Here is a 23638-nt window from a genome sequence, read left to right as displayed (position 1 = left end):
ATCGTCCGGACCGCGTTTTCGTGACCAGTCCCACGAGCACGGCCTCGACATCGACCCGATCCGCAGGGCCGTTCCCGTGGATCCCGGTCCTGATCCTGGGCTTCGCCTGGTTCCTCGCCGTCTCGATCGAACTGAGTCCTGCCGGTCTGCTGATCGGCATCGCGCAGGATTTCGGCGTCGGTCTCGCCGCGGCGGGGACGCTCACCACGTTCTACGCCCTCGGCAACGCCCTGCTGGTCCTCCCGCTGACGGCGCTGGCGCTGCGGTTCGCGCGCCGCCCCGTCCTCATGGTCGTCATGGGCGCACTCGGCCTCAGCACGGCGGTCGTCGCCCTCACGCCCGACCTCGCCGTCGCGGGCGCCGGACGGTTCATCGGCGGCGCGTGCTACGCCCTGATCTGCACTCTCTTCCCCGCGATCGTCCTCCGCATCGCCGGTCCCGGCCACGCCAGGAGGGCCCTCACGGTCGTCTTCACCGCGACCACCCTCGGGACCGCCCTCGGCGCTCCGATCGCCTCCCTGGTCGGAGCCGTCACGGGCTGGCGGCCCGTCTTCCTCGGGGCGGCCCCCTCCTCGTCGCCGTCGCGGGAGCCCTCCTGTGGTTCGTCGTGCCCAGCGTCCGGGAGAACAGGCAGGAGTCCGCGAGCGTGCTCCGCACGGCGCGCCTGCCCGGAGTGCTGCGGGTCGCCATCGGCTGGTCACTGGTGATGCTCGCCCACTTCATCGCCCTCACCTACCTCGACGCCTACCTGTCCTCCGTCGGTGCACCCCGTTCGACGACCGGCGTCGCGCTCGCCCTCACCGGAGTCGGAGGTATCGTCGGAACCCTGGTCATCGGACGCGTCTCCCGTCGCAGCCTCGCGCCCGCCCTGATCATCGCTCCCGCGATCGTCGTGCTCGGCTTCACCGCGCTGGCAGCCGCAGGAGGTGCGGTCTGGATCATCCTCGCGGGGACGACCTTCTGGGGAGCGGGCGTCGCCGCCACCGTCGTCGTCCACCAGCAGGCGCTGCTCCTGACGGGTGCCCGTGCTCCGGAGACCGCGACGAGCATCGGAGTGCTGCTCGCGCAGGGCGGCTTCGCGGCGGGAGCGACCGTCGGAGGCATCACGATCGACACGATCGGCATCGGCGCTCTTCCGATCGTCGCCTCCGCCTCCGTGCTCCTCTCCCTCGTCCTCGCCGGGACCCTCGCACCCACGATCAGACGAGCGGAGCGGGCGCGCCCGACCTGAATCCGCACGCCTCGCAACGGGGTGCGGCCGGCGTTCGCAGGAGCGGGTCGTGCGCCGTCGTCGTGACTCCGGCGCTCAGTCGAGGACGAGGACGCCGAGAACGGCGGAGGCGCTCGCGAGCAGGGCGAGGACGACAGCCGGGACGACGGTCAGCTCGTGGCGGGCGTCGACCACGACCGCGCCGATCATCAGGACCGCCAGTGCTGCCCCGGCGACGGGAGCGAGGACCGGCGCGATGCCCGCGACGACCGGGACGATGAGCCCGATCCCGCCGAGGGTCTCGGCTGCGCCGATCAGCCTCACGGTCGACGGGGAGAAGTCGTCCACCCACACCAGACCGCTCTCTCTCAGCGCTGCCGGGGAGCGGACGATCTTGAGGAGACCGGAGCCGACGAAGGCGAGCGCAGCGAGGCCGGCGACGACGAGGAAGGCGATGATCATGCAGGACTCCTGGGGGTAGCGACGGGGTGCGGGCGGGACGGAGACGCGGGTGACGACACGGCGCGGCGACCGGGCGCCGGCTCGTCGGAGCTCCGGCGGGGGACCCGCTACTCGACTCGGAGCTCGGGGTAGAGGACCTGGATCGGAGCGGCGAGTCCGGCCTTCACCTGTCGGCTGAGCTCGTCGGCGACGATCTCGTACTCGTCGTCTCCGACTCCGTCGAGCACGGCCGCCACCAGGTCGGCGGGTCGCATCTTGGCGTCGTCGGTGTGGGCCGCCATCGCGGTGTCGACGTACCCCATGTGCACGCCGGTCACGTGGACGCCGCGAGGAGCGAGTTCGAGTCGGAGCGAGTTGGTGGCCGACCAGAGAGCCGCCTTCGAGGCGCTGTAGACCCCCGCGCCCGCGTACCAGCTGGCGACGGAGTGGATGTCGATCAGGACAGCGTTCCGGGCCTCGGCGAGGATCGGAGCGAACGCCCGTGCCACGAGAAGCGGAGCGAAGAAGTTGATCTCCATGTTCTGCCGCAGGGCCTGCTCGTCGATGTCGAGCAGGCTGGCGGTCGGCGGCAGGCCTCCCGCGTTGTTGACGATCACCGTGACGTCGGTGGCGACGGCGGCCGCGGCGCTGATCGAGGCGGTGTCGGTCACATCCAGCGTGAGCGGAACGATGCGGGGGTCGTCCCACGCGCGAGGGACCCGTGCGGAGGCGTAGACCTTGGCGGCCCCGCGTGCGAGTGCGGAGTGGACGAACTGCGTGCCGATGCCTCCGTTGGCTCCGGTGACGAGGACGACGGCGTCGATGAGAGAGGGCATGGGTTCTGCTTTCCGTGAGGTGGTGAGTGGTGGTGATGAGCGGGTGCTCGGAGTGCTATCGCGCCTTGCGCAGGAGGCTCCGGAGGGACGACGCCAGAAGGCGGTCGAGTACGCGGTCCGGCAGTAGGCGCGCGAGGCGGATCAGGATCGCCGCGTCGCGGCCGATCGTGTAGCGGGTCTTCGGCCGCCGCGCTGTGGCGGCGGTCGCGATGGTCCTCGCGGCCTGCGAGGCGTCCACTCCGCTGCGGAGGAACCCCTCGGACTGCAGCAGGATCGCCTTCATCAGACTGCCGTAGCGCCGCTCCTGCTCGGGGGTCATGTCTGCGCTGAGCTTCTTCAGGGTGACCCCGCCGCGCCCGACCATCTCCGTCCGCACGGCACCCGGTTCGACGATGGCGACCTGCACGCCGGTGGGTGCGAGCTCGCGACGGAGCGAGTCGGCGACGGCTTCGAGAGCGAACTTCGATCCGGAGTACGCCCCGTAGGTCGGCTGGGCGAGGCGCCCACCGATCGAGCTGATCATGACGACGCGCCCACGGCTCTTGAGCAGGGCCGGGAGCACGGCCTGCGTGACCTCGATATGGCCGAAGAAGTTGACGTCGAACTGCCGGCGCCACTCCTCCATCGGGAGGACCTCGACGGGAGCGTTGACGGCGATGCCGGCGTTGTTCACGACCGCCCTCAGCGGTCGGCCGTCGGCCTCGACGAGCGCGGCGATCTCGCGGATCTGGTCCGGTCGCGTGATGTCGAGGAGCACCGGCCGGATGCGGGGGGATTCGAGGCTCCGACCGTCGCTCTCGCGCCGGACTCCCGCCAGCACGTGATATCCGCGGGCGGCGAGCTCGCGGACGGTCGCAGCGCCCATGCCGGTGGAGGCACCGGTGACGAGGACGAGTTCGGTAGGTTCAGGTGACGTTGTCATCTTAGAACCATATCATTCCGGATGACGTTGTCAACTGTATGATGTCGTCATGGTCAGTCGTCTCGAATCCTCCGCGGCCACCCGCCGGTCTCTGCTCGACGCGGCCCGGCAGCTGCTCAACGAGGGCGGTCCGGCGAGGGTCACACTCCGCGAGGTCGGTGCGCGTGCGGACGTGTCGCGCGGTGCGCCCTACCGCCACTTCCCGGACAAGGAGAGCCTCTTGGCCGCCGTCGGAGCCGAGAGCTGGGACCGGATCGCGGACCGATTGCGACGGATGCCGGACGCGGCGACCGACGATGACGCGGCGGTCCTGCGGTCGGCGCTCGACACGCTGCTCGCGGTCGGGAGAGAGGAGCCCGAGGTCTATCGGATGATGTTCACGCTGCCTGCTCAGAACCCCGAACCGGCCATCGAGGCCGCGAGCCGAGCGCAAGCCGAGTTCCTCCGCATCGTGGGGGGCGTCGTCGGGCCGGACCGCTCTCATCTCTTCGGCGCGCTCCTGCTGACCAGTGCGAACGGACTCGCCGGCATGGAGGCCAGCGGCCACCTGGCGCCGGAGATGTGGCGGACCACACCGAACGAGGTGATGTCGGCTCTCGTCGACCTAGTCGCCGGCTGTCGGTGACTCGGCGGCCGATAAATACCCAGAGAGTGTGCCTCCGGCGCCGGGCCGAACGGCCGCTCCCGCCCCGAGGTCGCCGCCGAGTAGCCGGCCGACATTCGAACCGACCGGCGCTCCGGCACCCCCGCCGAAGGACGACCGCGCACGCTCGACGTCGACGAGCCCGTACCTCCTTTGGTGAACCCCTCACCGATACGGCCCTCGCCTGAGCACGAGCGGCCATCGCCCGCAGCGGGTTGGTCGGCGAGACCCTCACATCCGCTCAGGGTGAGGCGACGATGACGGTCTCCACCTGGTCGCGGAGTCTGCGGAGGTCGAGGTTGGAGATGCCGTCGTCGACGATTGTGACCTGGAAGTCTTTGAGGCGCGCCTGGCGGAACATCGCCCGCCGCGAGAACTTGGTGTGATCGGCCAGCAGCACTGCCTTCTGGCTCTGAGCAAGAAGCGCTCGCTTGGTCAGGAGAGGAAGTTCGGCGGGGTTGTAGACGGCGTCTGATCCGACCGCGGCGACCGAGACGAAGGTCACGTCGATCTGGATGGCGGTGATCGCTTCGATGGCACCGGCACCGTGGAAGGACCGGTACTCGTGCTCGTAGCTCCCTCCGATAGCGATCACACGAGAGTCGGGGCTCTCAGCCAGCCGCTCGAGTGCGGGGAGAAAGTTGGTGACCACCGTGACGTCGTGGTCGGCGAGCGGCTCGACAAGGGCGAGAGCCGTCGTGCTGTCGTCCAGCGCGACGACTCGGACGTCATCGCGGTCATCCAGCCAGTGCACGGCGGCGCGGGCGATGGCCTGTTTCTGCTCGACCATGTGGTGCTCGCGGAAGGAGACGACTCTCTCGCGCTCCTCGAGTGGGGTGGCACGGGCGCCGGAGCGGACTTTCGCCAGGATCCCTCGACCGTTGAGGTCCTCGAGGTCGCGGTGGATCGTCATGGCGGTCACGTCGAAGCGCTCAGCTAGCTCGTCCACGCGCACGAAGCCCTTCGCTGTCACGAGCTTGGTGATCTCCGCTCGGCGATGATCGATGTCAAGTCTGGAGGCCACGTTGCCCATCCTCTCCTGCTTCCCGAAATCTAGCAATAAATGTGATTTAGGTCCACTTGACACGTTTTCTTTGTCCGATTATGGTCTGGAAGCACGTTAGGACGCGAGCACCATCGCGTCATCGGACACGAAGGAGTGGTCGCAGTGGCGCATGCCCTGTCAGTGCGAGGATTGAGGAAGTCGTTCGGCGGCGTTCCCGTCCTTCGAGATGTGACGTTCGACGTCGAGGCCGGCAGCGTGACCGTGCTGGCAGGGGAGAACGGCGCCGGCAAGTCGACGCTGTTCAAAATCATCACGGGCCAGCTGGCGGCGGACGAGGGGACCGTCACGATCGACGGGAAGCCGCTTGACGTGGCTAATCCGCACGCGGCTCGATCTCTGGGCGTGGGTATCGTCCCCCAGGAGCTCGCTCCCTACGACGATCTGACGGTCGCCGAGAACCTGTTCATCGGACAGGAGCCCACTCGGGCCGGATTCGTCCTGAACCGCAAGCGCATGGCGACCGAAGCTCGACGGATGCTGAACGACTTCGGCATCGACATCGACCCCTCACGTCGTATGCGGACACTGTCGGTCGCTTACACGCAGATCATCGAGATCGTGAAGGCGAGCACCTCCGGCGCTCGGGTCCTCCTGATGGACGAGCCCACATCGTCCATCCCCACGGCGGAGGTCACTCGTCTCTACCGGGTGATTTCCCGGCTCACCGCGCAGGGCGTCGCGATCGTCTACACGACTCACCGCATGGCCGAGATCGAGGCGATCGCCGACCGGATCGTGGTACTCCGTGACGGGACGCTCGTCGAAGACGCTCCGACGAGCGATCTCACCGCGGAGGACATCGTGACGGCGATGATCGGTCGCGAGCTCGGTCAGCTCTTCCCCGAGCTGCCGGAGGCGAGTGAGGACGTCGCGCTCCGCGTGAAGGGCTTGCAGCGCAAGGACGGCGCCCCGGAGGTCTCGTTCACCGTCCGGCGCGGCGAGATCCTCGGTATCGGGGGACTGGTCGGTGCCGGTCGTTCAGCGACCCTGAACGCCCTGTTCGGCGTCCGTCGCGCCCATCGCGGATCGGTCACGGTCGGCGGCATCGCACTCGAGCGACCTCGAGTGCGCCAGACCATCTCTGCGGGTATCGCCTACGTCCCGGAGGATCGGAAACGGCAAGGGCTCGTCCTCAGCCGCTCCATCCAGGACAACCTCACGCTCCCGCATCTCGACGACTACGCCGTCGCCGGTGTGCTGCGCTCCTCCGCCCGATCGCGGTCGGCGGTCGGTCTGGCGAAGGACGTGAGCCTGCGCTACCGAGCGGTCACCCAGCTCATCGAGACGCTCTCCGGCGGCAACCAGCAGAAGGTGGTCATCGCGCGCTGGCTGAGCCGCACTCCCTCCGTCCTCCTCCTCGACGAGCCCACCAGAGGCGTCGACGTCGGTGCTCGCGGGGAGATCTACCGCATCATCACCGACCTGGCCGCGTCCGGCCTCGCCGTCGTCCTGGTCAGCTCCGACATGCCGGAGCTGATCGGCATGAGCCACCGCGTGTGCGTCATGCGCGGAGGCCGCATCGCGGGCGAGGTCGACCGGGAGTCGCTCAGCGCCCCCGATGCGCAGAACAAGATCTTCCACCTCGCCAGCGGTGAAGCGGCAGCGCTCACCGCGGGAATCGCCACGTCCCGCTCGACGAAGAGAGACCTCTCATGAACACCATCGCCCCGGCCGCGGAACGCGGTCGCTTCACGCTGACCGGACCGGTCCTGCAGAACCTCCTCGTGCGCAACGCCATGGTGCTGGTCCTCGTGGTCGTCATCTGCTACTTCACCTACCGCAGCGCCCGGTTCGCGACGCTCGACAACGTGACGACGATCCTCATCGCCGCCGCCCCGTTCGCTCTCGTCGCACTCGGGCAGACCCTGGTGATCCTGACCGGCGGGATCGACCTCTCCGTCGGCTCGGTCATCGCCGTGAGCGCGATGACCGCCGCGTCCGTCGCCGTCGCGAACCCCGAGTCGCTCTGGCTCGCACCCGTCGCAGCGCTGGCCGTCGGCCTGGTCTGCGGCCTCGTGAACGGGCTGGTGATCAGCCTGCTCAAGGTGCCGCCCTTCGTCGCGACCCTCGGCATGCTGACAGCGGCGTCCGGTGCGGCCTACGTCATCGGGAACGGGGCGCCGATCAACGGCGTGCCGGCCGCCTACGGCGACTTCGCCAACACGTCCTTCCTCGGCCTCACGGTCCCCGTCATCACGATGATCGTCGGCTTCGCCGCCATCTGGTTCATGCTGACCCGCACCACGTTCGGCCTGCGGATCTATGCCGTCGGAGGCAATCCGACGGCGGCATCCCTCGCGGGCGTCCGCACGAACTGGACGCTGATCCGGGTCTACGCGATCAGCGGTGCTCTCGCCGGCGTCTCGGGACTCATGATCTCCTCCCGCGTCATCTCCGGATCGCCCACCCTCGGCAACGGCTACGAACTGGACGCCATCGCGGCGGTCGTCATCGGCGGCGCGAGCCTCTTCGGCGGGCGCGGAACGGTCTGGGGCACCCTGCTCGGGCTGCTGCTCATCCAGACCCTCAACAACGGCCTCGACATCCTCGTCATCCCCGCCTACTGGCAGTCGATCATCAAGGGCGCGCTGATCATCGCGGCCGTCGGGATCGATGTCTGGGCGACACGACGAGCCAAGTCCTGACACCACGATCCATTCCCATTCCCATCCCCATCCCCCACTCCCGCGAAGGCGCGGGCGAAGGAGTCAGCACCATGAAGAACACACGTCGCACCACCTGGGCGGCAGCGGCCGCCGTCACGGCGGCCACCCTGTCCCTGACGGGCTGCGGTGCGGGAGATCCCTCCGCAGCGGGAGGAGGCGACTCCGTGACCGTGGGCGTGTCCGTCTACGACATGAGCTCGTTCATCACCCAAGGCCAGGAGGGCATGGAGGCGTACGCCGAGGCGAACGACATCACCCTCGTCTGGAACTCGGCCAACCTCGACATCTCGACGCAGGCCAACCAGATCCAGCAGTACATCGACCAGGCAGTCGACGCGATCGTCGTCGTGCCGGTGCAGGCCGACTCGCTCGGCCCCCAGTTGAGCGCAGCAGCAGCAGCGGGCATCCCCGTCGTCGCGGCGAACGCCGCTCTCTCCGACACCACCAACGTCACCTCCTCAGTGCTCCCCGATGACATCGCCGCCGGAGAGCAGGAGATGACGATGATGGCCGAGAAGCTCGGCGGCAGCGGAAAGATCGTCGTACTCCAGGGTCCGCTCGGCCAGTCCGCCGAAGTCGATCGCTCCCAGGGCATCCAGAACGTCCTCGACGAGAACCCCGGCATCGAAATCCTCGCGAAGGACACCGCCAACTGGAAGCGGGACGAGGCGGTCAACAAGATGAAGAACTGGATCTCGGCCTTCGGCGACGAGATCACCGGTGTCGTCGCCGAGAACGACGACATGGGCCTCGGCGCCCTTCAGGCGCTCAAGGAGGCCGGACTCGACATCCCGATCGTCGGCATCGACGGCATCGAGGACGGGCTCGACGCCGTCCGCGAGGGCACCTTCATCGGCACGAACCTCCAGCACGGGCGAGTCGAGCTGGCCGCGGGACTGGCCGTCGCCGCCCGCGCGGCAGCGGGCGAGGACGTCGAGAAGGAGTACGTCTACAAGATGCCCGAGATCGACGCTGACACCGTCGACGGGTTCTACGCCAACGTCGTGAGCGACTCGGACGCATTCGTCGAGCGGCTTCCCGCTCTGATCGACGCGAACCTCGAGTCGGGTGATCTCTCGAACGAGGAGTAGACGCGGGGATCCTCCTGAACGAAGAGAGGGGCGGGTGGCCGGAGGGTCGCCCACCCCTCTCTTCGTCGTGCTCCGGGCGGCCGGTCGGAGGGTCCGGACGAGGAGGAGCGCTCCGCCGCCCGGGTCACAGGGGCGGGCTGCGCGGGAGTGAAGAGGGCGACCTCTCCCAGCGCCGGACGGCCAGGCCGGTCCCGTCCTGCGGGCCGCGCCCATCACGACGACGCCCCCGACGAGACCGTCGGGGGCGTCGCGGGTCGACCGGCTCGTGCGATCAGTGCAGCGCGGAGAGAGCGTGGAACGTCGGGCGGAGGATGCTGTAGAGGCCGTCTCGGATGGAGCGCAGCGCGCGATAGACCGCCGCATCGGACGGGTCGGGGCGCATGACGACCCCCGCTCGGCTCATCGCGGCGATGGCGTCGTCCAGGCTGTGGTGCAGTCCGGCGGCGACCGCCGCGAGGATCGCCGCACCGAGTGCCGTCGTCTCCGGCTCGTCGCAGATGACCACCGGCCGGTCGAGGACGTCCGCCACGATCTGCGTCCAGACGACGCTCCGGGACCCGCCTCCGGTGCAGAGCACGCGATGGCCCGTCATGCCGGAAGCCGTCTCGAGCACGTCGATCTGCGTGGCGATCTCGAAGGCGATGCCCTCCAGGAGCGAGCGGTAGAAGTGCGCGCGAGTGTGCGACGGCCGCCATCCGATGACCGCTCCCGATGCGCGCTCGTCCCACGCCGGGCTCTGCAGGCCCAGCCAGTAGGGGAGGGAGACGAGGTTGCCGCTTCCGGCGGGCAGGCGGGAGATCGCCTGCGTCAGGCGGTCCAGTTCATCGGGATCGGTCGAGCCAAACTCCTCCCGGTACCAGTTGACCAGGGAGGTGCCGGAGGCGAGGAACGCCTCGAGCAGGAACCCGTGCCCGGCGGCGGCGGCGACGGTGCGGTACTCGGGGTGCCACTGGTAGTCCGTCACGAGCGTGCCGCAGACCTCCGCCGTTCCGAGGTTGAGGTAGATGTCGCCCGGCTCGACGAGGCCGGCCCCGAGAGCCGCGCACTGCCCGTCGCCGGCGGCGGCGATGACGGGGGTCCCCGGCGTCAGGCCCAGCGTTTCCGCGATCTCGGGCAGGACGGCGGCGACGGAGGTGCCGGGCGCCACGAGGTCGGGCAGGACCCGTCGGTCCACTCCTGCCAGTCGGCAGAGTTCGTCGTCCCAGTCTCCGAGGGAGAGGTCGATCATGCCCATCGAGTCGGCGCTCGCGCTGCTCGACGCCCACCGTCCGGTGAGCTGCAGCGTGAGATAGGCCGAGACGTCGCCGACGCGGGTGCTGCGCGCGAGCAGCTCGGGCTCCTCGTCCGCCATCCACGCGAGCTTGTAGAAGGACGGGGTGAGGTCCGCCGGGCGACCGGTCCGCGCGTGGATGCTCTCCGCGCGCAGCCTCTCGAGCTGCGAGCCGGCTCGCTTGTCCATCCACAGCATCGCCGGGCGCACGGGATCGCCGTCCAGGCAGACGAACGTCTCCCGCTGGTGCGTGATCGTGAGAGCCGCGACCCGCTCCCCGCCGACCGACTCCACGACCTCGTGGAGTGCTGCGAACGTGGTCGTCCACCACGCGCGCGCGTCCTGCTCGAACCGGCCCTCGCCGGGCGAGAGGACGGGGAAGGAGTGCCTCGCGGTTGCGACGGTGCGGCCTCCCGCATCGACGGCGACGGCCTTGCTGGCCGTCGTCGAGCAGTCGATCGCAACGACAAGATCACCGTCAGGCATCCGGGCCCCTCCTAGGTAGTCGACCGCCGTGGTCGCGTCGACCTTCGCGGTCGACTCCGACTCATCATCTATGTGTCGAACATGACAGGTCAAGTGTTGCGTTTGAGAGGTTCGCTGATACTGTGATCTTCATTGTCCAGCTTCCGAGGAGGGAACAGCGATGGCAGGAATCCCCTCGCGGCGTCGTGAGCAGATCGCCGCCTACATTCGCGATGCGGGCGGGGCGCGCACCGAGGATCTCGCCGAGCGGTTCGACGTCAGCCCGATGACGATCCACCGCGACCTCGACGCCCTCGCGGCGGAGGGCTGGATCGAGCGGACGCGAGGCGGTGCCCGTGTCGGCGGCCCGCGGCTCCACGAGCGCAACGTCAACCTGAGGATGCGCCAGCAGACCGCGCAGAAGCGGGCGATCTCGCGCACTGTGCTCGGGCTGCTCCATCCGGGCAGCACGGTCGCCCTCGAGGACTCGACGACAACGATGGCGCTCCTCGAGTACCTCCCCGCTCTGCGCCCCCTCACGCTCATCACCAATTTCCTCCCCGCGATCGTGGCGGCGTCGGTCGATCCGGACATCGACATCATCGGTCTGGGCGGCCAGTACGACCCGAATCTCGACTCCTTCGACGGCCCCGCGGTCATCGACCAGCTGCGTCTGCTCAACGCCGATGCGGTCGTCATGTCCGCGGCCGCGATCAGTGGGACTCAGGTGCAGCACCCCTCGGTCGAGACCGCTCGCCGCAAGCTCGCGATGATCGAATCGGGCGAGACCCGGATCCTCGCGGTCGACGCGACCAAGTTCGACATCCGAGCCACCTACCGCGTCTGCGCCCTCGACGTCTTCGACCACATCGTCGTCGACGACGGCATCGCGCCGGAGGATCTGGAGCGACTGCGCTCGCTCGACACCACCGTCCACGTGGCAGAGGTCACGCCCGACGACATCGCCCACCACTCAGCAGCGACTTCCCCGGTCGCCGGAAGGAAATGATGACCACCATACGAGCAGCGATCTTCCGAGGCCCCGGCGAACTCGCGATCGAGGAGATCGAGAAGCCCCTCCCCGGACCGGGGGAGATCTCCGTGACGGTCCGTGCGGCTGCGACCTGTGGAACCGACCTCAAGTCGTACCGCCGAGGCCACCCCAAGCTGTTCCCCACCCTGCCGGCACGATTCGGGCACGAGTTCGCCGGCGTCGTCGACGCCGTCGGCGCGGGTGTCACCGGATTCGCCGAGGGCGACCGCGTCGCCTCAGCGAACACCGCCCCCTGCGGCTACTGCTGGGCCTGCACGAAGCAGCGTCCGAGCCTCTGTGAGAACCTGGCCTTCCTCAACGGCGCGTTCGCCGAGTCGGTCGTGGTCCCCGCGCCCATCGTCGCCAGGAACACCTTCCACCTTGCCGATCACGTCTCCTTCGCCTCCGCAGCGCCGCTGGAGCCGCTCGCGACCGTCGTCCACGGCATGTCCGAATCGGGCATCCAGCTCGGCGACACGGTCGTGGTCAACGGTTGTGGACCCATCGGACTGATGTTCATCAAGCTCTCCCGCCTGCGCGGCGCCCGTGTCATCGCGACCGATCGCGCGGAGCTCCGACTGCGCCAGGCGGTGGAGGCGGGGGCGAGCGAGACCATCGACCTCACCCCGTTCGAATCCGTCTCGGACCGTGCCGCGGCTGTCAGGGAGCTGACCGAGGGCGGGCGCGGGGTGGACGTCGCGATCGAGGCGGTCGGTCTGCCCGAAGTGTGGGAGCAGACGGTCGAGTGCCTCCGCCCGGGCGGTACTGCCGTGCTCTTCGGCGGTCCCAAGGCCGGATCCCGGTTCTCGGTGGACGCCGTGGCGATGCACTACAGCGAGTACACCCTCAAGGGCGTCTTCCACCACACGCCCGAATTCACGAAGACCGCGATGGCCCTCCTGACGTCGGGAGACCTCAACGGTGAGAGCCTGATCTCCGAGACCCGTCCGCTGGAGGCGCTCGTGGAGAGCCTCGAGGACATGGCCGCGGGCAAAGGCGCCAAGTACCTCCTGGACCCGTCGCTATGAGCGCGCCGATCCTGCACGAGGCTGAGCGCGCGAGTGTCGTCGCGCTCGCACAGCGCATGGTGCGCGACCGACTCGTCGTCGGAACTTCGGGGAACATCTCCCTTCGCGTCGGGGAGCATCTCGTCGTCACTCCCAGTGGCCTCGACTACGACACGATGCGTCCTGAGGACGTCGTCGTGACGGACCTCACCGGAGCGATCGTGGACGGTTCGCTGAAGCCGACGGTGGAGCTCCCGTTCCACCTGGAATGCGTGGTCGAGCACGGCGCCCAGGCCGTCGTGCACACCCATTCGGCGGCCGCGACCGCCCTCTCTCTGCTCCGACGGGATGTGCCGGCGGTGCACTACCAACTCGCCATGTTCGGCGGGTCCGTCCAGGTCGCGCCGTACGCCACCTTCGGCACGCCCGAGCTCGTCGCCAACATCAGTGCCGCTCTCGCGGGGCGCTCGGCGTGCATCATCGAGCATCACGGAACGCTCGCGTACGGCGACACCCTCCAGAAGGCGTACGATCGCGCTCGTCAGCTCGAGTGGGTCTGCGACGTCTGGCTGCGCGCGTCCTCGGTCGGGCTGCCGTCGCTGCTCTCCCAGGCCGAGATGGAGAAGGTCACAGAGCTCTTCGGCGGCTACGGCCAGACCCGCCCCGCCTGACGGGCGAGTCGCGTACGGCAGCCCGTTCCACTCCGCCACCGGCGTCGGACATCCCACTCCTCCGCTCCGCGCCGGTGACGGGGCCTCCTCGCGAAGTCCGGATCCGCCTGCGCCGGCCCGCGGGCTGCAGCAGGGAAAGGTCTCTGTGAGGCAGCAAGGCGCTGAAGACCACGACCGCCGCCCGGCGCTCCTCGGCGGCGGCGCGAGGCCCGTCCCGCGCCGTCGTCCGCGACGAAACGATCAGCAGTCCAGCGGAGCCTGGGGAGGAACGGTTCTCTCCATCAGACCGTGCCCTCATGCAAGAGGAAGCAGCCGTACGGCCCCGGATTAGCGGCGTTCAGCGCTGTCATAACGGTTTCGGCATCGATGCGTGCTACTTCAACGACGGGCCCGGCCGTGACCGGCTCGTTCGCGAGAACCTCGGCAGTCATCCCGTTGCTCGATCTCCACCTGATGAAGATCGAGCGGCCGCCCGACTCACCGAGCCCAGTCCGTCTCAGGGTTCAACTTCTGAAGCTCAGCGGCTCGCACTCGCGCAAGATGGACGGAGTCGCGGACGCGAGTGGGTATGGGCGCGAGGTGCTCGCCCGGCGTGTGGCCCTCGTCGAGGAGGAGACGCACGGCCAGGGCTCCCATCTCCTCGAAGGGGGCGGCTGCCGTAGTGAGCATGGGGTGCAGGTACACGGCGATGTCGTCGTCGTCGAAGGACACGACCGCGACGTCGCGCCCGACGGTAAGGCCCACCTCCGCGAGCGCCCGGTAGGCGCCGAACGAGAGCCGGTCGTTCAAGCAGATCAGGGCCTGCGGAGTGATGCCGGCGGCGAGCAGATCGCGGACCGCCTCGTACCCCGCCTTCACCGACCACGGCTGGCACGGCAGCTGGGCGATCGGGCGGACGCCGTGCGTGCGCAGCGATTCCCAAATCCCCTCGAGGCGGCGCTGCACGGGCAGGGTCAACCACTCGTCGTCGGGCTGGTCGACCGACCGGCCGACGACGACGACCCCCTCGGAGTGGTCGGCGTCGAGGAGCAGGTCGACGACGTCCTTCGCGCCCGCGTGCTCGTCGGGGAGGACGCAGTCCGTGGCCCCGTCGGCTAGGGCGTTGAGCATGATCACCGGGGTGCTGCCGATCCTGAGAGCCGAGCGCAGGCCGAGTTCCTCCGCATCGTCGGAGGAGTCGTCGGGCCGGACCGAGCCCACCTCTTCGGAGCTCTCCTGCTCACCAGCGCGAACGGTCTCGCCAGCATGGAGGCCAGCGGCCACCTGGCGCCGGAGATGTGGCGGATCACGCCAGGCGAGGCGGTGTCCGCCCTAGTGGGTCTCGTCGCTCGCACCGCGGACTCTGAGGAGCGAAGTTGACGGCTACCGGTGAGATGACGAGAAAGAACGCCGGAGCGTGTTCATCGCGCGAGCAAGCCGGGGGTTGCACCAGGTGAAGACGGCGGCGAAGTGAGGATCGGTTTCTCGAGAGAAGAAGCGGGAAGGGAAGGGCCGATCGAGCTTCCCTTCCCGCTGCCTCAGGCCGTCTCCTCGCGAGTACCGCTCAGAGCACTGGTGGCCTCCACGAGGACCGAGGGGAGCGGTTGTGCCACGTCGATCGTCCACCCGTGCTCATCGACCTCCAGATCCTCGAGAGTTGCCAGCTGCGACTGCAGCAAGGAGGCCGGCATGAAATGGCCGTCCCGTGACGCGAGCCGTTGGTACAGCAGCGCCTCGTCACCGTGGAGGTGGATGAAGCGTACGCCGGGCGCCACCCGTCGGAGCCTGTCGCGGTAGTGGCGCTTAAGGGCTGAGCAGGCGATGAGGATCCCATCGGGACGAAGCCCCAGCTCGTCGGCAACGAGATCGAGCCAAGGGGCGCGGTCCTCGTCGGTGAGGGGCTGACCGCTGCGCATCTTCTCGATGTTCGAGGAGGGATGGAGCGTGTCGGCGTCGACAAAGGGAACGCCGTATCGCTCGGCGAGATGCTCGCCGACGACGCTCTTGCCGCAACCGGCGACACCCATGACTACCACGGGGCCGATGGGATGACGATCCGCGCCGCTCATGCCGCCACGATGCGCGCGTCGACCTGGTGTCTGTCGTCGCTGAGGTCGACGACGACCTTGCTGCTGACGGAGGAAGCCTTGGCTAGCTCGAAGGCCTGCTGAACGTCCTCAACGGGGAGGACGTGAGTGACGACGGCCTCGATTTCGGGTCGCTGTGCCAACAGGAGTAGCGCTTCGTCGATCTCATCGAGGAAGCGGAAGACTCCGATGAGGGTCACTTCCTTCGAGATGAGTGGAGCGAGCGCGACGGGGCGTGCTTCAGCGGGGACCATTCCGACCTGGACGACCGTGCCCCGTCGACGGACAGCGATCACGGCGGAGGAGATTGCGGCAGCGGCTCCCGAGCATTCGAAGACGACATCGAACGAGTCAGCTTCGATGGTGTCGACGCCGACATGTCGGGTCTCGTGAGCGCCGATGGTGAGAGCGAGTGCGAGCGGCTCAGCGAGGACATCGCTCACCACGACGCTGCTCGCGCCTGCTGCGGAAGCCGCGGCGGCGGTGAGCAGTCCAATGGGCCCGGCGCCTGAGATGAGGACTCGGGCCCCGTGCACGCTGCCTGCGCGGGCGACCGCGTGGAGTCCGACCGCGAGGGGCTCCGCCAGGACTGCTCTCAGCACGGGCAGTCCCTGAGGCAGGATCCGCACCATGGACGCATCGACGAGGAGGTACTCGGCCATCGCCCCTTGGGTGTGCGGGGTGGTGGATGCACTGCCGAGGTACGACCCCCCTGACCACAGATGGGGCGCATCGGGGATCGAGTCGTCCGTGGCGCCGAAGCGGGCAGGGTGGATCGTGACTGGCGTGCCCGGGGTGAGTCGGCCGCTCGGGTCGAGGTCGACATGGCCGGAGAGCTCGTGACCCGGGGTCAGAGGTTCCTTCACAACGAACGCACCGTTGGCGCCCTCGAAGTAGTAGTGAAGATCTGAGCCGCAGATTCCGACGAAGGAGACGCGGATGCGGATCTCACCCGGCCCTGGTTTGGGCAGGGGTACTTCGGCGACGGCGAGGTCGAGCTTTCCGGAAATGGAAGTTGTCTTCATGGCTTGTCCTTTGCGTGACAGAGATGGGCGTGAGGTGGTCAGACAACTGCTGTCATGCCACCGTCGACGAAGATGTTCTGGCCCGTGACGAAGTCACTCGCAGACGACGCCAGGTAGACGAGGGTGCCCGCCAGCTCCTCGGGTCGACCCCAGCGGCCCGCCGGCGTGCGCTGCTCGAGCCACGCGGAGAAGTCCGGGTCCTCGACGAGGGCGCTATTCATGTCGGTGGCGAAGTAGCCGGGTGAAAGAGTGTTGACCTGGATGTTGTGACGAGCGAGGTCCGCGGTCATCCCGCGGGTGAGCTGAGCCACTCCGCCCTTGCTGGCGGCGTACGGAGCGATCGTCTGGCGGCCGAGCGCGGACTGCACGGAAGCGATGTTGATGATCTTCCCCGAGCCCCTGGCGATCATGTGGGGGGCGACGAATCGAGACACGTAGAACACGCTCGAGAGGTTCGTGGCGACGATCTCGTCCCAGTGCTCGACCGGGAACTCGGCGAACGGGGCTCGATGCTGAATGCCTGCGTTGTTGACGAGGATGTCCGGCGCTCCATGACGATCGACGAGGTCTGCGATCGCCGTCTCGACGCTCGGAGCATCTCGAACATCGAAAGACAGGCTGAGGGGTCGCTGTCCGTGAGTGCGTTCCCACGTGTCCGCTGCGTCTTGAAGTGACGTAGCGTCGCGGCCGTGGAGGACGACCCGTGCGCCTGCTGTCTGGAGCGCGGTGGCCAAAGTGTGCCCGAGGCCTCGAGAGGACCCGGTGACAAGGGCTAGTTTTCCGGTGAGGGTGAACATGCGTGCCTCTCAGACGATGGCGAAGATGACGAGGGTGATGGCGAAGCCGACCAGCGATTCCAGGGTCTGCTGCACTGTCCATGTCTTGAGCGTCGTCTTGACGTCCATGCCCATGAGGCGGCCCACGAGCCAGAAGCCGCCGTCGTTGACGTGTCCGGCGAAGACCGAACCGGCCGCTGTGGCCATGGTGATGCAGGCGAGCTCGAGCGGCGAGTAGCCGGCCGCGAGTACCGCGGGGGACAGTAGACCTGCAGTCGTGACGAGCGCGACGGTGGCCGATCCCTGAGCGACACGCAGGATGACCGCGATCAGATACGCCGCGAAGATGATGGGCAGCCCGAGTCCGTCGAGGGTCCCTGCGAGAGCATCGCCGATACCGGATGCGCGGAGCACCCCACCGAACATGCCACCGGCGCCAGTGATCAGAACCACTGAGCAGATGGGGCCGAGGGAGCGATCGACGACCTTCTCCAGAGCGGAGCCGTGCACTCCGCGCCGGGTACCGAGGACGACGAGGGCGACGAGCAGGGCGAGGAGCAGGGCGATCTCGCTCGTGCCGATCAGCGTCAAGGCGCGCACCCAGAGCTGGTCACCCTCGAGAACTCCTGCCGATGTCAGTGCCGTCAGGCCAGTGTTGAGGAAGATGAGCAGGAGGGGGATCGCGATGATACCGACGACCGTTCCCGCAGACGGCGGGTTAGTGGGTTCGACGTCATCCTCGGGTCGGCCGAAGAGGGCCAGGACCGCCATCGGGTTGCGCTTGTTGGCGAACTTCGCCCAGAGGTAACCGGACACGTACCAGGTCGGCACTGCAACGATCACGCCGAGGATGAGCACGATGCCGAGATTGGCGCCGTAGGTGGCGGACGCGGTCACCGGGCCAGGATGCGGCGGAAGGAACACGTGCATCGCAGAGAGCGCCGCGGCTGAGGTGAGTCCGTAGAGAAGCAGGTTCTTGCCACCCAGTCGGCGTGCGACCGCGAACACGATCGGAAGCATGACGATCAGACCGGCGTCGAAGAAGATCGGGAAGCCGACGATGAGAGATGCGACGCCGAGGGCGAAGGGCGCGCGCTTCTCGCCGAAGATGCTGACCATCTTGTCCGCGAGGACTCGTGCGCCGCCGCTGGACTCCACGAGACTTCCGAGCATGGCACCCAGGCCGACGAGCAGCGCGACGTGGCCGAGAGTGCCGCTGAAGCTCGAGACCAGCACCTCCGCCAGGTTCTCGAGCGGGATACCTGTTGCGATCGCCGTGAGCAGCGACACGAGGATGAGGACGAGGAAAGCATGCAGCTTGACTCTGATCACCAGGAACAGGATCAAGGCGATTGCCGCCGCGGCGATGCCGAGCAGGGGCAGGGCGCCCAGTGTCTGGGTCCAGTCTTCCATTCTGATTCTCCGTTGAATGAGAGGGTGGGATGCGACACCGAAGTGATCGCACCGCCTGGCGGACAACGTGATCGTCATCGCGGCCAGCGACCATCGGGGACGGTCGAGGATGAGAATCACATATAAGTACTACCTTTGGCAAGAAAAATCCTACGATTGGGCGAAATGGATAGACAGGCCAACTCCGGCGTGCACGCGGAGGTTCTTCAGATCCTCGGCCGCAGGATCGCGGGCGGCGTCGTTCCCGCAGGCGCGGTCCTGACGTTGGCGCTCATCGAGGACGAGTTCCGCGTGTCCCGGACGGTGGCCCGGGAGGCGGTACGAGTGTTGGAAGACCACGGGATGGTGACTTCGAAGCGTCGCGTCGGCGTCACGGTCAACGAACGCACCCAATGGGATTCGATGAACAGCTCGGTGATCCGGTGGAGACTTGACGGACCACAACGACACGCGCAGCTTCTCGAACTGATGGAGCTTCGTGCGGCCGTCGAGCCGGCCGCCGCGCGCCTCGCGTCCTCGCGCGCGAATCGCCATCAGAGGAGCGCACTCACCCGCTTGGCGGCCGAACTCGAATACCTCGGGGCGACAGGAGCAGGTCGATCAGAGGAATACCTCGCGGCTGACATCGAGTTCCACCGCACCCTCCTGCAGGCCAGCGGTAATTCGATGCTCGCTCAGCTGGCCGGCCCAGTGGAGGAGATTCTGACGGCGAGGACGAACCTCGGCTTGGTTCCCCCCCGCCCGGACGAGCGAGCTCTGCGTGGCCACATCGACGTCGCTGCGGGAATCGCCTACGGAGATGCTGATACTGCCGCAGAAGGAGCCCAGGCTTACATTGCGACAGTGTCGCTCGAAGTGCAGATCGGCGGCCCAGGAGTGGACGAGCCCGAGCTGTAGTTCCCTGTGAGGTTCTGGACGTCGTGCGCGGGTTCAGCCGGCCGATTCCGGTGCGGGGTCGGTGTGATGGTCGTCGCGCCGGACGCGGCGATCCTGTGGCAGATCGAGCACAACGGTGCGTGGCGCTGGGACATCGGAGAGGACACCGGAGGCGCATCGCTGACGCTCTCCGGACCGACCGATCGCGATCACGGCTGGATCCACGCCCTCGAGCCGGGGGAGGAGTTCCGCTCCGTGCCCGTCACCGTCGCGTTCGGCGCCGACCTGATGCGAGCGGGAGACGCTCTGACGAGCCGTCGTCGGGCCCGACGCCGCCCGCACCCCGACAACGCCGCCATGCCCGTGATCTTCAACGACTACATGAACACCCTCAACGGCGATCCCACGACCGCGCGACTGCTTCCGCTGATCGACGCCGCGTCGGCAGTGGGCGCCGAGATCTTCTGCATCGACGCCGGCTGGTACGACGAGAGCGCACTGCCCGACGGATGGTGGAGCAGCGTCGGCGAGTGGCGGCCCTCCAGCACCCGTTTCCCGGGCGGCCTGGGCGAGGTCGTCGATCGGATCCGAGAGCGCGGCATGGTGCCGGGGCTGTGGCTCGAGCCCGAAGTGATCGGCGTCGACAGCCCGCTGGCCGGCCAGCTTCCGCCCGAGGCCTTCCTGAGCCGGCTCGGGGTCCGCGTCCAGGAGCACGAGCGCTTCCACCTCGACTTCCGCCACCCGGCAGCCCGCGCCCACCTCGACAGCACCATCGATCGTCTCATCGCCGACTTCGGGATCGGCTTCTTCAAGTTCGACTACAACATCGACGCCGGCGCGGGCACCGACCGCGACGCCGACTCGGTCGGCGCGGGACTGCTGGGGCACAACAGAGCATTCCTGGCCTGGCTGGATGCGCTGCACCTGCGCCATCCCTCGCTGGTGGTCGAATCGTGCTCCTCTGGAGCCATGCGCGGCGACTGGGCGGTGATGTCGAGACTGCAGCTGCAGTCGAGCTCCGATCAGCAGGACTTCCGCCTCGCTCCGTCGATCGCGGCGACGGCTTCGATGATGGTGCTCCCCGAGCAGGCCGCGAGCTGGGCCTATCCCCAGCCCGGAATGACGGACGAGGAGATCGCCTTCTGCCTGGTCACCGGCCTGCTCGGCCGCTTCTACCTCTCCGGCTACCTCAACCGCATGTCGCCCGCGCAGCTCGCTCTCGTGCAGGAGGCCGTGTCCACCGCGAAGAGCCTCCGCGCAGCGATCGCGCACGGCTTCCCTCGATGGCCGCTCGGGCTGCCCGACTGGACGGACGACGCCGTCGCGTTCGGCCTCAGCACCGGCGACGAACTGCTCGTCTCGATCTGGCATCGCGTGGGGAAGGACGACATCGTGCTCGAGCTGCCTGACCTCCGCGGCCGAGAGATCCGGATCGAGCAGGTCTTCCCGGCCCGGCTCGCGGAGTGGGGCGCGCAGTGGCAGGCGACGACAGGACGCCTCACCCTGACGCCCACGGCCCCGGCACCGACAGCCCGCACGCTCCGGATCCGCCACCGCCTCGCTTCCTGAGGTGATCGTGGCGCCTTCACCTCTGCGGGCGACAGCGCCCGTCGGGCGGCACCACGACGGAGATCTGACGGTGGACCCGGCCGAGGATCACCGGCGTCGAATCGTTCAGGTGCGCAGTCGCCGCAGTGGTCACGTGGATCACGGAGGTGATCACCCGGGCGATCGTGGCGGCGTCGTCCCTCGCGCGGTCGTGGGCCAGGAGCCTCGTCAGTCCGTCCTCGAGGCGGAGCGAGAGAGTGAGACCCTCGCCGCGGTGGGGCTCGGCCGGGTCGCCGAAGACGAGCTCGTGGAGATAGGCGCGGCCGTTCTCCGGCTGCTCCCGGATGCAGATCACCACAGGCCTCACCAGAGCGAGCACCTTGTCGAGGGCGCCGGCGGTGTCCAGTCCGTCGGCGGCGGCCAGTCCTTCGTCGATGGCGGCCGCGAACTTCTGGTTCTGCACCATGATCAGCAGCTCAGCCTTCGAGGAGGCGTAGAGGAACAGGGTGCCGACCGCCACGTCCGCCCGGTCGGCGATCTGCTGCGTGGTGACTCCGCCGACTCCGTGCTCGGCGAACAGCTCCCTCGCCGCGCTCGTGATCCGGCGTCGCTTCTCCTCTTTGGCGCGCTCGCGGCGGCCGCTCGGGGGCCTTCTCGACGACATCGGCTCCTTCTTGACAAATTAACTGAGTGTGCTCATGATTGAGTCTACTCGGATGAGTCGAGCATCAGGAGGGCAGTCATGACTTCGGCATCGACCGACGCACCGACTCGACGCGTGAGCGCGGCGGGTGCGGAGTTCGTCTACCGCGACATCGGGAGCGGTGACCTGCCTCCGCTCGTGGGGCTGACGCACCTCGGAGTGAACCTCGACAGCTGGGACCCGGAGGTCGTCGATCCGCTCGTCGAGGAGCGCCGGGTGATCCTGCTCGGCTACCGCGGGGTCGGCGGCTCGACCGGCAGGGTCCGGGAGTCGTTCGACGACGCGGCCGACGATGTCATCGCCGTGATCCGCGCGCTCGGTCTCGAGCGGGTCGACCTCCTCGGCCTGTCGATGGGCGGCATGGTCGCCCAGGCGGTCCTCGAGCGGGCTCCTGAGCTCGTCGACCGGGTGATCCTGGCCGGCACCGGCCCCGAGGGCGGTCCGCGCCTGACCGCGCTGACCGGGGTGATGGTGCGCTCGATCCTCCGCGGAGTGGTGACGGCCACCGATCCGACCGCGCTGCTCTTCTTCACCCGCACGGCCGGCGGCCGGCGCGCCGCGGAGGAGTACGCGGCCCGGCTGAAGCGGCGCCGGAGCGATCGTGACGCCGCCGTGACCCCCGGGGTGTTCCGCGCGCAGCTGCGGGCGGTCGCGCAGTGGGGGCGTCGGACGGCGCCGAGCGGCCGGTTCTCGGCGCCCGGGCTGATCCTGCACGGCGACAGCGACCGGATGGTCCCGCTCGCGAACGTCGCCGTGCTGCGCGCGCGGTTCGACGACGCCCAGACACGGATCTTCCCCGACTCCGGCCACGGAGTCGTGCCGCAGAACCGACGAGCCGTCACCGAGGCCGCGCGCCTCTTCCTCCGCCGCTGACCGCGGCACCCACAGCCACAGAAACCAGGAGACACACCATGCGAGCGTTCGTGTTCGACACGTACAAGCAGCCCCTCCACGAGGCCGACGTGCCCGAGCCCACCGTCCGTCCGCGCGACGTCCTCGTGCGCGTCGCCGCCGCGGGCCTCAACCAGCTCGACGAGAAGATCCGTGAGGGCGAGTTCAAGCCGATCCTCCCTTACCCGCTGCCGCTGACTCTCGGTCACGACGTCGCGGGCACGGTCATCCGCACCGGCGCTGACGTGCGCGGGGTGAAGCCGGGAGACCAGGTCTACGCCCGCCCCCGCGACCACCGGATCGGCACCTTCGCCGAGCGCATCGCGATCGACGAGGCAGACCTCGCACTCGCTCCGACATCGATCAGCGCGGCGGAGGCGGCGTCCCTGCCCCTCGTCGCGCTGACCGCGTGGCAGGCGCTCGTCGTGAAGGGCAACGTGCAGCCCGGCCAGAAGGTCCTCATCCACGCCGGCTCCGGAGGCGTCGGCACCGTCGCGATCCAGCTCGCCAAGCACATCGGCGCGGTCGTCGCGACCACGGCGTCGGCCTCGAACGCCGACTTCGTGCGCGAGCTCGGCGCCGACGTCGTCATCGACTACCGCAGCCAGGACTTCGAGCAGGAGCTCTCGGGCTACGACTTCGTCCTCGACAGCCTCGGCGGCGAGACCCTCGAGAAGTCGATGCGGATCCTGAAGCCCGGCGGCACGGTCGTCGGCATCAACGGCGTCCCCGACCCGGCCTTCGCCGCGGAGGCGGGATTGAACCCGGTGCTGCGCCTCGCGATTGCGGCGCTCAGCCGGAAGACACGGGCCCGCGCGAAGAAACTCGGCGTGCACTACCGCTTCCTCTTCATGCGCGCGAGCGGCTCCCAGCTCGCCGAGATCGCCGCGCTCGTCGACGCAGGGGTCATCCGACCCGTCGTCGGAGCGACGTTCCCGTTCCACGAGACCCCAAAGGCGCTCGCCTCCCTCGCCACGAACCGCATCCGCGGCAAGGCCGTCGTCCTCGGCCTCTGAACC

The 23638-nt window shown here is 68.5% G+C and carries 24 protein-coding genes; 13 read left to right on the top strand and 11 right to left on the bottom strand.

The features are described 5' to 3' along the window. Positions 1 to 20: 20 nt before the first annotated feature. Positions 21 to 707, top strand: a complete 687-nt coding sequence (locus ASF46_RS16030) for an MFS transporter (RefSeq protein ID WP_056868453.1) — start codon at positions 21 to 23, stop codon at positions 705 to 707. Beyond that, positions 647 to 1231, top strand: a complete 585-nt coding sequence (locus tag ASF46_RS16025; RefSeq protein ID WP_056868452.1) for an MFS transporter — start codon at positions 647 to 649, stop codon at positions 1229 to 1231. The genes ASF46_RS16030 and ASF46_RS16025 overlap by 61 nt, the downstream gene beginning before the upstream one ends. A gap of 75 nt (positions 1232 to 1306) precedes the next feature. Here ASF46_RS16025 and ASF46_RS16020 read toward each other — a convergent pair whose 3' ends face one another. The 3 genes from ASF46_RS16020 to ASF46_RS16010 form a co-directional block, all read right to left on the bottom strand. Continuing rightward, a complete protein-coding gene (locus ASF46_RS16020; RefSeq protein WP_056868451.1) occupies positions 1307 to 1672 on the bottom strand; it encodes a DoxX family protein in 366 nt (121 codons plus the stop codon). Positions 1673 to 1779: 107 nt separating this feature from the next. Next, positions 1780 to 2487, bottom strand: a complete 708-nt coding sequence (locus tag ASF46_RS16015) for an SDR family oxidoreductase (protein WP_056868450.1) — start codon at positions 2485 to 2487, stop codon at positions 1780 to 1782. 55 nt (positions 2488 to 2542) lie between these two features. After that, complete coding sequence (locus ASF46_RS16010) at positions 2543 to 3409, bottom strand: SDR family oxidoreductase (protein ID WP_056868449.1); 867 nt, start codon at positions 3407 to 3409, stop codon at positions 2543 to 2545. 49 nt (positions 3410 to 3458) lie between these two features. On the opposite strand from ASF46_RS16010, the gene ASF46_RS16005 reads away from it, so the two are divergent. Next, positions 3459 to 4034 (top strand): TetR/AcrR family transcriptional regulator, encoded by a 576-nt coding sequence (locus ASF46_RS16005; RefSeq protein ID WP_056868448.1) that lies wholly within the window; start codon positions 3459 to 3461, stop codon positions 4032 to 4034. Between the two features lie 259 nt (positions 4035 to 4293). On the opposite strand, the gene ASF46_RS16000 is transcribed toward ASF46_RS16005, so the two are convergent. Next, a complete protein-coding gene (locus ASF46_RS16000) occupies positions 4294 to 5085 on the bottom strand; it encodes a DeoR/GlpR family DNA-binding transcription regulator (RefSeq protein WP_056868447.1) in 792 nt (263 codons plus the stop codon). A 201-nt stretch (positions 5086 to 5286) separates the two neighbouring features. On the opposite strand from ASF46_RS16000, the gene ASF46_RS15995 reads away from it, so the two are divergent. The 3 genes from ASF46_RS15995 (at position 5287) to ASF46_RS15985 (ending at position 8875) form a co-directional block, all read left to right on the top strand. After that, positions 5287 to 6774 (top strand): sugar ABC transporter ATP-binding protein, encoded by a 1488-nt coding sequence (locus ASF46_RS15995; RefSeq protein ID WP_235576969.1) that lies wholly within the window; start codon positions 5287 to 5289, stop codon positions 6772 to 6774. Then, positions 6771 to 7763, top strand: coding sequence for an ABC transporter permease (locus ASF46_RS15990; protein ID WP_056868445.1), 993 nt, complete (start codon positions 6771 to 6773; stop codon positions 7761 to 7763). Before ASF46_RS15995 ends, ASF46_RS15990 begins: the two co-directional genes overlap by 4 nt. Before the next feature lie 71 nt (positions 7764 to 7834). Continuing rightward, positions 7835 to 8875, top strand: coding sequence for a substrate-binding domain-containing protein (locus ASF46_RS15985; protein ID WP_056868444.1), 1041 nt, complete (start codon positions 7835 to 7837; stop codon positions 8873 to 8875). 271 nt (positions 8876 to 9146) lie between these two features. Here the strand turns inward: ASF46_RS15985 and ASF46_RS15980 are convergent, their stop codons facing one another. Further along, positions 9147 to 10631, bottom strand: a complete 1485-nt coding sequence (locus tag ASF46_RS15980; protein ID WP_056868443.1) for a xylulokinase — start codon at positions 10629 to 10631, stop codon at positions 9147 to 9149. Between the two features lie 160 nt (positions 10632 to 10791). Here ASF46_RS15980 and ASF46_RS15975 point away from each other — a divergent pair, with 160 nt between their 5' ends. From ASF46_RS15975 to ASF46_RS15965, 3 genes are read left to right on the top strand one after another with little or no spacing between them, the layout of a single operon-like run. After that, the gene (locus ASF46_RS15975; protein ID WP_056868442.1) at positions 10792 to 11619 is read left to right on the top strand and encodes a DeoR/GlpR family DNA-binding transcription regulator; all 828 of its coding nucleotides are present in this window, start codon (positions 10792 to 10794) and stop codon (positions 11617 to 11619) included. Further along, complete coding sequence (locus ASF46_RS15970; protein WP_056868441.1) at positions 11619 to 12671, top strand: zinc-dependent alcohol dehydrogenase; 1053 nt, start codon at positions 11619 to 11621, stop codon at positions 12669 to 12671. The genes ASF46_RS15975 and ASF46_RS15970 overlap by 1 nt, the downstream gene beginning before the upstream one ends. Beyond that, positions 12668 to 13321 (top strand): class II aldolase/adducin family protein, encoded by a 654-nt coding sequence (locus tag ASF46_RS15965; protein ID WP_157602619.1) that lies wholly within the window; start codon positions 12668 to 12670, stop codon positions 13319 to 13321. The genes ASF46_RS15970 and ASF46_RS15965 overlap by 4 nt, the downstream gene beginning before the upstream one ends. A 477-nt stretch (positions 13322 to 13798) precedes the next feature. Here ASF46_RS15965 and ASF46_RS15960 read toward each other — a convergent pair whose 3' ends face one another. From ASF46_RS15960 to ASF46_RS15940, 5 genes are all read right to left on the bottom strand, one after another. Then, positions 13799 to 14431: a substrate-binding domain-containing protein gene (locus ASF46_RS15960; RefSeq protein ID WP_235576968.1), complete on the bottom strand. Its 633-nt coding sequence runs from the start codon at positions 14429 to 14431 to the stop codon at positions 13799 to 13801. Positions 14432 to 14838: 407 nt separating this feature from the next. Continuing rightward, the gene (locus ASF46_RS15955) at positions 14839 to 15369 is read right to left on the bottom strand and encodes a gluconokinase (RefSeq protein ID WP_056868439.1); all 531 of its coding nucleotides are present in this window, start codon (positions 15367 to 15369) and stop codon (positions 14839 to 14841) included. Beyond that, entirely contained in the window at positions 15366 to 16412 is a 1047-nt protein-coding gene (locus ASF46_RS15950) for a zinc-binding dehydrogenase (RefSeq protein ID WP_056868438.1), read from the bottom strand. Before ASF46_RS15950 ends, ASF46_RS15955 begins: the two co-directional genes overlap by 4 nt. A gap of 38 nt (positions 16413 to 16450) precedes the next feature. Further along, complete coding sequence (locus ASF46_RS15945; RefSeq protein WP_056868437.1) at positions 16451 to 17209, bottom strand: glucose 1-dehydrogenase; 759 nt, start codon at positions 17207 to 17209, stop codon at positions 16451 to 16453. A gap of 9 nt (positions 17210 to 17218) precedes the next feature. Continuing rightward, entirely contained in the window at positions 17219 to 18601 is a 1383-nt protein-coding gene (locus ASF46_RS15940) for a GntP family permease (protein ID WP_056868436.1), read from the bottom strand. Between the two features lie 165 nt (positions 18602 to 18766). Here ASF46_RS15940 and ASF46_RS15935 point away from each other — a divergent pair, with 165 nt between their 5' ends. Together ASF46_RS15935 and ASF46_RS15930 are read left to right on the top strand one after the other, a co-directional pair. Next, on the top strand, positions 18767 to 19498 hold the full coding sequence (locus ASF46_RS15935; RefSeq protein ID WP_056868435.1) for a FadR/GntR family transcriptional regulator: 732 nt from the start codon (positions 18767 to 18769) through the stop codon (positions 19496 to 19498). Between the two features lie 66 nt (positions 19499 to 19564). Continuing rightward, positions 19565 to 21046 (top strand): glycoside hydrolase family 36 protein, encoded by a 1482-nt coding sequence (locus ASF46_RS15930; protein WP_056868434.1) that lies wholly within the window; start codon positions 19565 to 19567, stop codon positions 21044 to 21046. A 16-nt stretch (positions 21047 to 21062) separates the two neighbouring features. On the opposite strand, the gene ASF46_RS15925 is transcribed toward ASF46_RS15930, so the two are convergent. Continuing rightward, positions 21063 to 21689, bottom strand: coding sequence for a TetR/AcrR family transcriptional regulator (locus ASF46_RS15925; RefSeq protein ID WP_056868433.1), 627 nt, complete (start codon positions 21687 to 21689; stop codon positions 21063 to 21065). A 78-nt stretch (positions 21690 to 21767) separates the two neighbouring features. Between ASF46_RS15925 and ASF46_RS15920 the strand changes: the two genes are divergently transcribed. Both ASF46_RS15920 and ASF46_RS15915 read left to right on the top strand, forming a co-directional pair. Next, positions 21768 to 22601 carry an alpha/beta fold hydrolase gene (locus ASF46_RS15920; protein ID WP_056868432.1) on the top strand — a complete coding sequence of 278 codons (834 nt, stop codon included), beginning with the start codon at positions 21768 to 21770 and terminating at the stop codon, positions 22599 to 22601. Positions 22602 to 22639: 38 nt separating this feature from the next. Then, the gene (locus tag ASF46_RS15915) at positions 22640 to 23635 is read left to right on the top strand and encodes an NADP-dependent oxidoreductase (RefSeq protein WP_056868431.1); all 996 of its coding nucleotides are present in this window, start codon (positions 22640 to 22642) and stop codon (positions 23633 to 23635) included. The last annotated feature ends 3 nt before the right edge of the window (positions 23636 to 23638 follow it).

Source organism: Rathayibacter sp. Leaf296, assembly GCF_001423045.1.
Classification (GTDB): Bacteria; Actinomycetota; Actinomycetes; order Actinomycetales; family Microbacteriaceae; genus Rathayibacter; species Rathayibacter caricis.
Note: the sequence above shows the minus strand (reverse complement) of the source record. Positions and strands in the feature narration are given on the sequence as shown.

Bases quoted from the DNA above. Each gene is read 5' to 3' on its own strand.
- ASF46_RS16020 (WP_056868451.1), bottom strand. From the start codon at position 1,672: ATGATCATCGCCTTCCTCGTCGTCGCCGGCCTCGCTGCGCTCGCCTTC.
- ASF46_RS16015 (WP_056868450.1), bottom strand. From the start codon at position 2,487: ATGCCCTCTCTCATCGACGCCGTCGTCCTCGTCACCGGAGCCAACGGA.
- ASF46_RS16010 (WP_056868449.1), bottom strand. From the start codon at position 3,409: ATGACAACGTCACCTGAACCTACCGAACTCGTCCTCGTCACCGGTGCC.
- ASF46_RS16005 (WP_056868448.1), top strand. From the start codon at position 3,459: ATGGTCAGTCGTCTCGAATCCTCCGCGGCCACCCGCCGGTCTCTGCTC.
- ASF46_RS16000 (WP_056868447.1), bottom strand. From the start codon at position 5,085: ATGGGCAACGTGGCCTCCAGACTTGACATCGATCATCGCCGAGCGGAG.
- ASF46_RS15990 (WP_056868445.1), top strand. From the start codon at position 6,771: ATGAACACCATCGCCCCGGCCGCGGAACGCGGTCGCTTCACGCTGACC.
- ASF46_RS15985 (WP_056868444.1), top strand. From the start codon at position 7,835: ATGAAGAACACACGTCGCACCACCTGGGCGGCAGCGGCCGCCGTCACG.
- ASF46_RS15980 (WP_056868443.1), bottom strand. From the start codon at position 10,631: ATGCCTGACGGTGATCTTGTCGTTGCGATCGACTGCTCGACGACGGCC.
- ASF46_RS15975 (WP_056868442.1), top strand. From the start codon at position 10,792: ATGGCAGGAATCCCCTCGCGGCGTCGTGAGCAGATCGCCGCCTACATT.
- ASF46_RS15970 (WP_056868441.1), top strand. From the start codon at position 11,619: ATGACCACCATACGAGCAGCGATCTTCCGAGGCCCCGGCGAACTCGCG.
- ASF46_RS15965 (WP_157602619.1), top strand. From the start codon at position 12,668: ATGAGCGCGCCGATCCTGCACGAGGCTGAGCGCGCGAGTGTCGTCGCG.
- ASF46_RS15960 (WP_235576968.1), bottom strand. From the start codon at position 14,431: ATGCTCAACGCCCTAGCCGACGGGGCCACGGACTGCGTCCTCCCCGAC.
- ASF46_RS15955 (WP_056868439.1), bottom strand. From the start codon at position 15,369: ATGAGCGGCGCGGATCGTCATCCCATCGGCCCCGTGGTAGTCATGGGT.
- ASF46_RS15950 (WP_056868438.1), bottom strand. From the start codon at position 16,412: ATGAAGACAACTTCCATTTCCGGAAAGCTCGACCTCGCCGTCGCCGAA.
- ASF46_RS15945 (WP_056868437.1), bottom strand. From the start codon at position 17,209: ATGTTCACCCTCACCGGAAAACTAGCCCTTGTCACCGGGTCCTCTCGA.
- ASF46_RS15940 (WP_056868436.1), bottom strand. From the start codon at position 18,601: ATGGAAGACTGGACCCAGACACTGGGCGCCCTGCCCCTGCTCGGCATC.
- ASF46_RS15935 (WP_056868435.1), top strand. From the start codon at position 18,767: ATGGATAGACAGGCCAACTCCGGCGTGCACGCGGAGGTTCTTCAGATC.
- ASF46_RS15930 (WP_056868434.1), top strand. From the start codon at position 19,565: ATGGTCGTCGCGCCGGACGCGGCGATCCTGTGGCAGATCGAGCACAAC.
- ASF46_RS15925 (WP_056868433.1), bottom strand. From the start codon at position 21,689: ATGTCGTCGAGAAGGCCCCCGAGCGGCCGCCGCGAGCGCGCCAAAGAG.
- ASF46_RS15920 (WP_056868432.1), top strand. From the start codon at position 21,768: ATGACTTCGGCATCGACCGACGCACCGACTCGACGCGTGAGCGCGGCG.
- ASF46_RS15915 (WP_056868431.1), top strand. From the start codon at position 22,640: ATGCGAGCGTTCGTGTTCGACACGTACAAGCAGCCCCTCCACGAGGCC.